The following is a 9141-nucleotide window of genomic DNA, read 5'->3' as shown; positions in this document are numbered from 1 at the left end:
CCGCTACGAGCGCAAAGCCGAGCACTTCCTGGCCTTCACCAGCATCGCCTGCACCCTCATCTGCTACCGCAGACTCACCAAATGAGATGACGTCTTAAGGAGCCAACGGGGCTCCTGTGCCTATGGGTTGAGACTTCGAACACCTCAACAGCACGGGAGCCTCGCGCGTTGCGGGCACCCACGTGGTCACCCGATCAGTGGCCAGGCCGAAAGAGCTCCACGTCGCGTTACGGGCACTTGGGGCTTCCCTGATGGCTGGAGAGGCGTACTATGGTATTCGTCGCGGGCGATGGTTAAACGGGGCAATGTGGGTGAGCCTGCCGGGATCGGCGGGCTCACAGACGGCCCACACGGACCGCCCGCACGTGTATCGGCAAAGGCCTGACGCACCGTGGCAAGTCGCTCAACTACGTAGTGTCGTCGGTCACCGGGCGCCGCAGTGTGCCTTTGGGTACTCGCTGCGTAAGGCAGCGAGCGCGAATCGCTTGAGCATAGGGATGCGGTGTCTTTGATGGGCATCGAGATGTTCCAGGACTCCTCCGTATCGTCCGGCGAGCGGGATCTGCTGACTCCGGCATTATTCAGTGTGACCACGATGCTCATGGAGGATGCCGTCCTTGTAGGCGACATCTCCGTGGGTTCGGCGCAGAACCAGCTTGCACTGTTCTCCAATCCTTTCAAGGAAGGAGTGGAGGAGGCTCTCGTCATTAACGCTCAGGGCGTGTTGACGTACCTGCAGCGTACGAACAATAGGCCGACCGGCTGGGAACAAACCGAAGTCAGTGGCGCTCCGCAGCTGGCGGAAGTGGTCGTGGCGGAGCACCCCGACGGAAGTCTGTGGTCCTTCGGCGTTCCCGTTGGAGATGCCCAGCCCTGGGATACTCGCAAGCTCACGGGCAAAAGGAGCCCAGACGGTACCGTCACATGCGAATGGAGCGGGCAAAAGGCATTCGATGGAGAGCCGGGCAAAAGCCGATGCCACAACCTGAACGTCTCCTACTCACCAGATGGTGGAGCGGTGATCGTCGCCGGCGGCTCTCCTAACATTCAGACTCCGTTTCTGGCCGTCTACGCAGCCTTCTCCACCGGCGCCACACCATTCTACCCGTGGAACTTCACCTATTCTTCGAATTTCAATCTCGGCCCCGGACACGTGGTCATGGGTGGCGGCTTTTTTGGTGCAGGCGCGACGGAGACGAAGCCGCGCTTCGTGGCCTACTTCGGTTCCCCCCTGTCTCCTGGGCGGGACCCCGGACCTATAAGTCGCCTTGAGTTTGGCGGGGATCCTGACTGGATGATGACTTTAACAGAGGCGGCGTACGGATTCTGCGGTACATGGTTCGTGCCGTCCCTGCCGCATCGGTGGAAGTCCAGCGACGTCGGATGCGTCTATCTCGATACCAATGGAAACCTGCATAACTTCTATCGCAAGTGGGAAAAGGATATCCGGGTCGATACGAAGATCGAAACAAATTTCAGATATGGCAAGACCTGGCAAGATGCGGACGGGGACTTGCATGTCTTCGGTCATGCCGGGTATGACACACTTCAGGTACTTCACCAAGATGGGTGGAGAGCGGAAGGCAATAATCTGCACATCCAGTGGTCGCAGGCGACTGCGGATGACGGCACCAGAACGACGGCCATAGTAGGGCTAGCTGCCCAAGACGGCAGTATCTCATTCACGCTCGACCCATACCCTGACTACGAGCCAAAATTGCTGCTCGCGGAGGGCGGATCCCAGGCCCAACGGACAGTGCTCTACGTACGGGAATCGACGAACTCACGATGGACGGAAGAGACAGTTCGACTACCGTCCTCCGGTGACCCCAAGATCGTCAATCGGTATATGGCAGAGGCGACCCTACTGGACAATTACGGCGCACCAATCTCTGGCCACCTGGTGACCGTGACTGCCGAGTCCCTCGTGGAAGTGCAGGTCAACGGAATTTCCTTCCGAGTAGGTCCAGGTCGGGACGCTGAGGTGCGCACCAACATGGCCGGCCGGCTCACGGTTTCGGTTCCCGCGCACGGACTCGTCGCTCCCGTGGTCTTCCTCAATGCCGACGGACTGGCGCAGGCGGTGGTCGTCGACCTCGATGCTCCGGTCAACGCCTACCTGGCAGGCAAGGATAAAATCCCCTCCCAGGCGGGGCTCCTCTCCTCCACCGCGTTGACGAATGCCCGATGTTACGCACCGTCGGGGTTGATAACGCCACTGGTCGCGGACTGGAGTAAAGCCAAATACCAGCAGGAAGCAGTCGTTGCACTGTGTCAGACCATGTACAACATGGCGGCCGGCGACCAGCAGCTGCCCAAGTTCGCGTTCGATGGCGACGACGATCCTCAGGAGATCGTGGGCTATGCCATCCAGGTCTGGGACCCTAGCCAGCCCATGCTCCATGCGTTCCGAACGAGCGAGGAGCTGGAACACTACCGAGCCAGTCGCCATGCCCTCCCCGCCTACGGTGGCTTGTGGGATGGCTTCACCACATGGGCTGCCGACGTCTGGGAGGGCATCAGGACCGGTGCCACCAAGGTTGTCGACCTCACCGTGTCGCAAGACATTGAGATCAAGGTCGAGATGAACGGCAAGGTGGTGTCTCTCGGACGGTGGGCCATCACCGACGGCGAGCAGGCGTCTCAGGCCGTCGAAGCTCTCTTCGCACTTGTTTCGGGTGAGGCAGCCGTCCGCGTCGTCGACTGGCTCAAGACACGCTTCCCTTTTTCCGACATATGGAACACCAAATCGGCCCTCGAGGTCGGATATCAAGAGCTTACCGGCCTCGTCGATGTCGCGCTAAAGCGCCAATACTACTCTGTAGACCCGGGGTGGTTCAGAAGGCAGCAGGAAGTTGCCGATGTCGCTTTGGGCAACATGAAGGACGCGTATGCCCGGCTCCGCATGGCCGATTTCCAAAACAGGATACCTCCCATATCGGATATCTCGGGGGGTACGGTAGATCCGCGGGAGCTGAGCAGTCCTCAAGCCAATTGGCTGCTAGACAGAATCCTGGATTGGGACGGTACTGCGACGATTGACGGCTGCGACAAGCTCCCCATAATGTCCGAGTTGGGGACACTTTCGGTGATCACGAGGCGACCAGAATTTCGACTCTTGATAGATAGCCTGGCCGGTAAGAACGACTTCCTGAAGAGCTTCTTCGCCGTGAATTCCGTCCAGTCGACAAGCGGATCCCGGTATTCCGAACTCATCGATGAGGGGATCGCTCCTCTCATGCCGAAAATTCTGGCCGCAGCAGATGAGGCTTACCATGACCTGTTCGAAATAGCGGCCACTACTCTCATCCCTAGCCTCAAGGATCTGCTCACGCTCCCTATGAAGCTTGGGCCCATCAACGACCTGTATCGATGGATAGGTACTCGCGCAACCGGCAGGCCTCCCGATCCCATGACAGTGGGAGGATTCGCTGCCCTCGTGACCGGCTTCCAGATCACCTGCACTCACAAGATGATCCTGGGTATCAACAGCCGCCCATTCCCGGATGGCTTCCCCGCAATTCCGCCGTATCTGACACCGGCAGCCCACGTCACGAAAACCAAGGGCGCCGCCGATTACAACATGCAATTGGTGGAAGCCCAATCCGAAGCAACCATCATAGCAGTAGCGCATCAGGCGCTCACGGCCCTGACCGATTTTGTCACCCCGCTGATAGGAACCTCCTACTCAAAAAATGGGCTTCTCCCGGTCAACCTGGCTGCCGGCTTCATGGAGAGTTACGCGACCTTGCTCGCCGCGCCGCCTGTCTGGGGTCGGCCATGGAGCAAGGCTGATGGCCTCGCGTTCGTTCTCGAGGGCACGCGATGGGCGGCCGACTGCGTGTTCGCCTGCATCGCAGGACTAGATATCATAGCGCCGGTTCTCGGTGGAAACTCTGCACTTCTCAAGAACCTCCCCATCAGGCCAATAACGCCCGGTGGAATCCTCGAAGGATCCGGACTCCAGCTCCTCCTCGGCGCCGGAGATCTCATCTCCCGGGAAATCGCAGCGACTCAGCGGCACCTGGAAAACGAAAACTTGCAAGATCTTGCCTACTTGGCAGCATCCATCCGGCCCCTGCGGGATATTATCCAAGCGTTCCGCAACGCCGGCTCGGCTGATGGCAACCTGCCCTACCAGAAGGTCATCGCGAACACGGACGGCGCCCTGGCCAGCCTTGGTGATCTTTGTGCAGGAAACCCTGGCGTTCTCGAATTGGGAAACGTACCGAATATTGAGACCAAAACTCCTCTGCCGAACGGGACAGCGGGAATGGACTATGGGGTGCTGCTCACCGCCCTGGGCGGTAGCACCGAGGTCAACTTTCCCCTGCGAGAGTGGAGAGTCAGCGCCGGAGCCCTGCCGGCGGGCCTGAGGCTGGATCCGAGCACAGGACTTATCTCCGGGAGGATCCAGGCTCCCCCCGGAGACTACGCATTGACCGTGCAGGTGCGAGACAGCTTCGCCCCGCCACTTTACACAGCAAAGGCGTTCACTCTGCACGTACAAGGTACTTCTCCAGGACGGGGGCGACGGTCATGATCTGCGTTGCGTGCGTGGCGCATCGCCGCCAACGGACCCAGGTGAACAGCGCCTCCAACCGACAGCAGCCCGCTCAGTGCCTGGCCGGCCCACCTCGGCAGTGCGCTCGGCGCGCCAGTGACCTGTTGCCGACTGCTGGCAAACGGGGAGTACACACCCTCAACCTGAAGTCCGCCGGCAGCGGACGGTGGAGGATGTGCATGTCACCTGCCAGCGGACCGGAGATCGCAACTGGCGGGCCCTCAACAGGCTCTCCGGACGCGGACCGGCATGAGCGTTCCCCATTCCTTGCGCACCATCGGTTGACACTGAAGTAGAGCGGGCGTCTGACATGGGCATTGAGACATTCCAGAACTCATCTGTTCAGTCGAATGAGCGGGATTTGTTGACTCCGGGATCATTCAGTGTCTCGACGCTCCTGATGGAGGATGCCGTTCCTGGCGGGGCAGTCTCCGCCGGATCGGGTAGAAATCAGATCGCGCTGTTTTCCAATCCGTTCAAGGGCGGAGCGGAGGAGGCGCTCGTTATAAACGCGCAGAGGGAGCTTACCTACCTGCAGCGTACTAACGAGGGGCCCACGGGCTGGAACCAGACGGAAATCCCGAACGCCGTCAAACTCGCGGAAGTGGTTGTGGCAGAGCACCCTGACGGAAGCCTATGGGCCTTCGGCTGCCCTCCAAGTGGCAGTACCCAGGCGTGGGATGTACGCAAGCTGACAGGACAACGTAGCCAAGACGGCACCGTGACCTGCACGTGGACAACGCAAACGGCGTTCCTGAACCCGCTGCCACCCAGTGGATACCTCTCCGTGTCCTATGGCTTGGACAGCGGAGCCACGATACTCGGCGGATACAGCTACCAAGGCATGGCCTGGCAAGTCTTGGCGATCTACCCGAACATTCAAAGTACCGATCCCAAGAGCACCTATTACCCTTGGGGTTTCGTCACATCCGGAACTCAGACAAACACCGCTGGCCGCGTGCTGGGAGGTGGATATATGAGCGCCGGATCCCGGGACAACTATTCACGCTACGTCGCTTACATCGGATATCCAACTCTAGAAAATAGCTTGGATGTCTGGCGACTTGAATTCGGGCAGGGCCCGGACTGGACGATGAAGATTCCTGAGCAAGGGAGTCCAATTCGTAGTGTCTGCGGGCAATGGATCGTACCGTCGATTCCAAACCAGGCTAACTGCAGTGATGTCGGCTGCATCTACCTGGACGCAAACGGCCGACTCCACAGCTTCTACCGCCTGTGGGAGTCCACAAAAACCGTGGACATGTCTATTCCGACGGAGTTCGCTTCTGCGAAGACGTGGCAGGATGCCGATGGCGACCTGCACATCTTCGGACTCACCTCGAACTACGTTCTCCAAGTACTTCATCAAAGCGGATGGCGATACTTTGGTAGTCCACCATCCATGGAATTCGGCATTCAGTGGACGGAGGCCGTCACGGAAGACGGCGCATCCACCCCGGCGACTGTGGGGCTAGCAACCCAGGTGGACTCCTTCGAACTCGATCCCTACCCCGACTACGAACCTAACGAATGGGTTCGAGTCCGCGGAGCACCCGCGTCTGAGGCCTCCGTTCTCTACGCGCAGGATGTAATCACCTCGCGGTGGGCGGTGGAGACAGTGAGACTGCCGTCCGCAGAGGACCCTCAGGTCGTTACACGATACGTGGCGGATGCCACGTTGCTGGATAAGTACGGCACCCCCATGCCGGACCATCTGGTAAACGTGACCGCGGACTCGCTCGTCGAGGTACAGGTGAACGCCGTATCGTTCCTGGTCGGGCCAGGCAAGAGCGCGGACGTGCGGACAAACGTGGCAGGCCGGCTCACGATTTCGATTCCCGCCCAAGGGCTCGTGACCCCCATCGTCTTCCTCAGCACTGAAGGACTAGACCAAGCTGCCGCTATCGACTTCGACGCTCCCGTAAACGACTATCTCGCTGGCAAGGGTAAGCTGCCCTCTCAAAAGGGGGTGATTTCCTCCACCGGCTTGAAAGCCGCCCAATGCACCAACAGCTCTGGCCAGAAAACAGATCTGGTCGACTGGAGTAAGTTCCCGGATTGGCAGCCCGAGACTGTCGTAACGAACGTCCAGACCATGTACAACATGGCTGCAGGCGACAGAGAACTACCGAAACTCGTATTCGACGGATATGACGAGCCGCAGGTCGTGGCCGGCTACGCGATCCAGGTATGGGACCCTACACAGCCCACGTTCCAGGCGTTCCGCACCGCTGAAGAACTGGAAACCTATCGAACGAATCTTCGCACAGATCCCGCCTATGGCGGCTGGTGGGAGGACAGCACAAAATGGGCCTCTGACGTCTGGCAAGGCATCAGGAGCGGAGCCACGAAGGTGGCGAAATTCATTGTTGATGGAACCAGCTCGGTCATCCAGATCGTGGTCTCCATCGGCGGAAAGCTCGTCGAAATCGCACGGTGGATAATCACCAGTATCGAACAGGCAGCTCAAGCAGTTGAATCCCTCTTCGCGATGCTGGCCGGAGCAGCAACCCGTACCCTCGACTGGCTGAAAACATTGTTCAACTTCACCGACATCTGGAACACCAAGGTTGCGCTGGAAAGCGGCTTCAAAACTGTCGCGAAATACTTCGACTCGACTATCAAGCATTACGCTGGGATGGTCATTGGCGATACATGGTTCGTTGACCAGCAAGCCAATGTCAACCGCTACTTCGACAGCTTGCTAGCGAATTCAGAAGACGTGCGGCTCGGCGACCTGCCCAACAACGTAGAACCGATTCCTGACGCATCCGGAGGAACTCTCGACACCGCAGATCTGAAGAACCCCCAGGCAAGCTGGTTCATGGATAGAAGCATCGCGCTCACTCAAGGCGAACCAGCCTTCATCAGGAGCAGTGAACCGCACCCTCTCGACGCCACCTTGAACGATTTGGTGGACTCTCTATCAAACTCGGTCGACTTTGGCAATCTTGTAGACGCCTGGAGCCAGACGACGAAATTCGTAAGAGACTTCTTCGATACCGATTCCACGGCTGCGAGCAGTCGCTCGACATACGAATTCCTCGTCAATGGGATACGGGAACTTCTACTGAAAGCCCTCCAAGCGGCCGATGCAGTCTTCGGCGCGGTCGTAAAATTCGCAAGGGACGTCGCGGTCAGCATCGAGGATCTTCTCTTCAATACTCACCTGGCAAACATGGCGCTTGTGGAGAAGCTGTACCAATGGATCCAATCGAAGGCCCGGCCAGAAGAAGAAGTAGAGAATCTCACACCAGGAGGGTTTGCATGCCTCGTCCTGGCCTTCTTTGAGACCGTAATATACAAGTTGGTTGTGGGTGTAGACAAGCCGCCGTTCCCAAAGGGAGAGTTTACACCTGTCGCTCCGCCACCCTGGTATCCGGGAAGTCCCGCCTTGGGTGACGAGTCCCCGCCCGAGTCGGCACCCGACAACATTGGCTATCTCACTCCTCCTGTGCTCCGTCTCGGGCTCGGTGTTTTTGCAGGAATAACCACCGCTGCGACTGATTTGCTTCCGCCGAACCCGCCGCCAGGTACTGCCAAGCCGAAGCTGCTCAACATACTTCAGATCGCTGGCGACATCTGTAACTTGGTATTGACGATACCGATGTTCAGTACGGGTTCTACGTGGGATCCCTACGCGTCGTCCTCCTGGGGTCAGAATATCCTGGGCCTGGTATCGGATGTGGGGGGGACGTTCGGAGGAGAGAGTTGTGACACGATCGGTAATCGTTCCACGCTGATGAAAAACCTGGGAAAGGTTGCCGTGAAGGGTGGGGTGAAATATAACACCATCTATTCGGGTACACTCGTCACGATGTTCCTGGGATGTATCAACACGATCGCAGGTATTGTAAAGTCGCAAAATACACCCCCCTACCCTAAATCCCCCAGCGGCGCCGTTGCCCTTTCGTGGACCGCGGCCGTCATGACGCCGATCGCTAAACTCCTGCAAGGCATTCGGGCAGTAGTCGAGAAAGTCATCGAGAATTACCCGCAGTACTCTGCTCAGGCACGGCAAGTGTGGAGCATTGTCGGAGTAGCCGATGGCATCTTGACCGGCGCCGGACACGAAATGGCAGGATTCCAGGCCGTGGTAGAACGCTACAGCCTTCCCGTCATCACGAATGGTGGAACATTTCATTGGAGTGCTGAGAAAGACTTCAGTTTGCAAGTCCAGGCCACTGGTGGAAGTCTGGGTATAAACGACCCTCTCAAAAACTGGCAGCTGGCCAATGTGGAGCCGGCGCCTGTGACGCCTCATCACCTGGGAATTGACCAAAACGGATTGATTACTGGAAACCTCGCGAAAAACGCCACAAACACCTATACGTTTGACGTCTGGGTGTCGGACAATTATGGCCCGCCGCAATACACCGAGGCTAGCTTCATATTTGATATCTCGTGAGTGAACCTCTTTCATCCTGTGTATTGGCAGGTCAAGAGGGTGTGTACGGCTGCCAGTGAACCTCTTTCATCCTGAATAGTCGCAGGTCAAGAGGGTGTGGATGGCTTGGACGGCGGTGCCGATACGTCGGGTTGAGCATCGGGCTCGCCGTAACAGTCGCCAGGACTTC

The 9141-nt window shown here is 58.4% G+C and carries 2 protein-coding genes and 1 pseudogene; 2 read left to right on the top strand and 1 reads right to left on the bottom strand.

Translation table 11 applies throughout. From position 1 onward, the window contains the following. The first annotated feature begins 511 nt into the window (after nt 1–511). Nucleotides 512–4543, top strand: coding sequence for an Ig domain-containing protein (locus ACGFYN_RS47325; RefSeq protein ID WP_393872165.1), 4032 nt, complete (start codon nt 512–514; stop codon nt 4541–4543). A gap of 331 nt (nt 4544–4874) precedes the next feature. Then, the gene (locus tag ACGFYN_RS47320; RefSeq protein ID WP_393872164.1) at nt 4875–8972 is read left to right on the top strand and encodes a hypothetical protein; all 4098 of its coding nucleotides are present in this window, start codon (nt 4875–4877) and stop codon (nt 8970–8972) included. A gap of 66 nt (nt 8973–9038) precedes the next feature. On the opposite strand, the pseudogene ACGFYN_RS47315 reads toward ACGFYN_RS47320, so the two are convergent. Beyond that, nucleotides 9039–9141, bottom strand: a pseudogene (locus ACGFYN_RS47315) (IS5/IS1182 family transposase); the annotation flags it as partial.

It is taken from the genome of Streptomyces sp. NPDC048419, assembly GCF_043200415.1.
Classification (GTDB): domain Bacteria; phylum Actinomycetota; class Actinomycetes; order Streptomycetales; family Streptomycetaceae; genus Streptomyces.
Note: the sequence above shows the minus strand (reverse complement) of the source record. Positions and strands in the feature narration are given on the sequence as shown.